3 protein-coding genes are annotated in these 2,265 nt (G+C 59.5%); 2 read left to right on the forward strand and 1 reads right to left on the reverse strand.

Translation table 11 applies throughout. The features are described from left to right. Together RMN95_RS06615 and RMN95_RS06620 are read left to right on the forward strand one after the other, a co-directional pair. The coding region (locus RMN95_RS06615) for a hypothetical protein (protein ID WP_309616150.1) at positions 1 to 295 on the forward strand (295 nt) is incomplete at its 5' end. A 34-nt stretch (positions 296 to 329) separates the two neighbouring features. Then, the gene (locus RMN95_RS06620; RefSeq protein WP_309616151.1) at positions 330 to 1,601 is read left to right on the forward strand and encodes a hypothetical protein; all 1,272 of its coding nucleotides are present in this window, start codon (positions 330 to 332) and stop codon (positions 1,599 to 1,601) included. 419 nt (positions 1,602 to 2,020) lie between these two features. Here the strand turns inward: RMN95_RS06620 and RMN95_RS06625 are convergent. Beyond that, positions 2,021 to 2,265 (reverse strand): hypothetical protein (locus tag RMN95_RS06625; protein ID WP_309616152.1); only part of this gene is annotated, 245 nt, incomplete at its 5' end.

A 2,265-nucleotide genomic window follows, 5' to 3' on the forward strand; every position in this document is an offset into this window, starting at 1 on the left:
GCGCGGCCTCGGCGTGTGGATATTCGTTACCGCGGGGCTGCCGGATGATGCGGCGGGGCATGCCTGGCTCGAGCTCCGAGATGAGAGCGGCACCAGTCTGTTCTCGATAGACGTGACCCTCGACCAGTTCCAAGAATGGGACAAGCCGTTTATCGGTGAAGGCCGGACGCCTGCGGCCGAGCGGTTCACCAAAGCGCGCTTCGCAGGACCGTGGGGCGAGTGGCCATGGATACAGCATGATCAGACATACGCTGACTACGCCGAGCAAGTGTCGTCATACGTCGCGGGACGTTAGCCGTTCGCGCGGCTTCCAGTAGATTGGAAAATCCATGGCCCAGTCACTTTCCGAGGCGGCCAAGCTGTTGCTCGCCGAAGTCCGCGACCGTTACCTGAACTCAGGAGATTTCAACGGGTTCTATCTCGCAGGGCGCGGTACAGATTCGGTCGTGGTCGACGCCGCGGTCGAACTGCTTGACCACGGATTGATCCAGGTTGTCGGCGAGAACGACTACATGAACATTCACATCCGACCGTGGCCGTCGCGTCGCACGGTAGATGCTCAGCGGGATGAGTTGCGAGCCCTGGCGCCCGAAATGTACGGGGTCTGCCTGTACCCGACTGCGGCAGGCATGCAGAGCGTCCGCATGCCGAAGCGGTTCAAAGATTCGCCCTACTCGTTGGAAATGGCTCGCGGTCACTCAACACTCGAACTCACATTCTTTAGTGCAGATGTCCTCGAGCCTTACCGCAACGATCCCCGTTTTCACTTCGACTACTCGGACTTCGGCGTTAACATGGGCATTGGCGACGACGCGTATCTTGACGAGGGCGAGCCGCAGAGGGACAAGTTTGGCCTGTCGCATATCGGCTTCGCCTACGACCTGAGTGGCTTCGATCCGGACGATCCCGACTCGCCAATCGTTCGACGTGTTGCCGCCTTCTATGGCGACATGGCCGACATCACTACCGAGCACCAGCAGCGGTGGAGAACGAATGAGGTGCCGCGTTACGGGCTTCATCCGCACCACGAGTGGTGGGGAAAACAGATGGGGCATTGGCCCGACGGTCTCGGTCCATTCGACAGGCTCTTCTATGAGCTCGAGAACATCAGCGAGCTGTTCGAACGGGTCTGGGGCAAGCCGCTCCTCACGACCGTGAAGCGCCCTAGCGAGTTCGGGTGGATTCTCCGACCGTCGCAGCGGGAGTGGGACGAATTCATTGTCCAGCTCGACAAGGTGTTGTCAGAGAACCTGAGCCACGCTTCTTTCGACGCGGCTAGCGTCCTCAAGCACGACAGATCGGGGAATAACATGGGCACGCTGAGCCGGCTGGAATCCTTCATGGTCTCCAATCGGGTGGCTGCCGACCGAGCGAAGGAAGTGCTGCGACCGCTCCGCTCTGTCCGCTCTGCGCGTCAGAAGCCCGCCCACGCTCTTCGCAAGAACGTCACCGACAAGACCTTTGTCCACAGGCAAGTCGACCTACTGCACGATGTAAATGAGTCGCTCCTTGCTATGCGGTATTGGCTCGCCTCGCACCCCAAGAACCGCGAGAGTTGGAAGGCGCGATTCGATGAGGACGAGAAGGACTATCGCTTCTGAGTTGCACGTGACGGAACGGTGCAGGCAACCGTGCGGTACCGCGGTGAGCGCCAATTGGAGATGACTAGCAAAGCTGCATACGCGTCTACCCTCAAGTCATGTGGTTCAGGCAGCATCCGGGGAGCGCCGTTCGTCCGCGATTTCAGCCCAATGACGACGGGGACCCAAAAGGGACCACAACTCCTGAAATCGCTGCAATTCATGACGTCCGTTGACGTTCGGTGACGCGCAAAGACCGCGCATCTATGCGGAAAATAAGCCTCGTCGCCCACCTGGGGGTCAAGGGGTCGCAAGTTCAAATCCTGTCAGCCCACAATGGGATCTCGCACGAAACTGGGAACCTTCGAACCCTCACGGGTTAGAGGGTTTTTTGGTTTGAAAGTCGCGGCTCTTGCTAGTGGTGACCCCGAACATCTAACTCAGCGAAATAGAGATACCCCCAGGGGTATAATAAGAAGGAGAACGAGAGAAGGAGTGCCACCATGTGCCATGCGGTCACCTGCAAACAGTGCGGCAAGACGACCTGGGCGGGCTGCGGACAGCACGTCGACCAGGTGATGCGCATGGTCCCGGCCGCACAGCGCTGCGCCGGCCACGAGAAGCAGCCATCGTCGCCGGGCTTCTTTGCGCGACTCTTTTCCCGAAACTAACTGGTGTTCGAGCG

This window comes from Salinibacterium sp. (assembly GCF_031364185.1).
GTDB lineage: Bacteria > Actinomycetota > Actinomycetes > Actinomycetales > Microbacteriaceae > Rhodoglobus.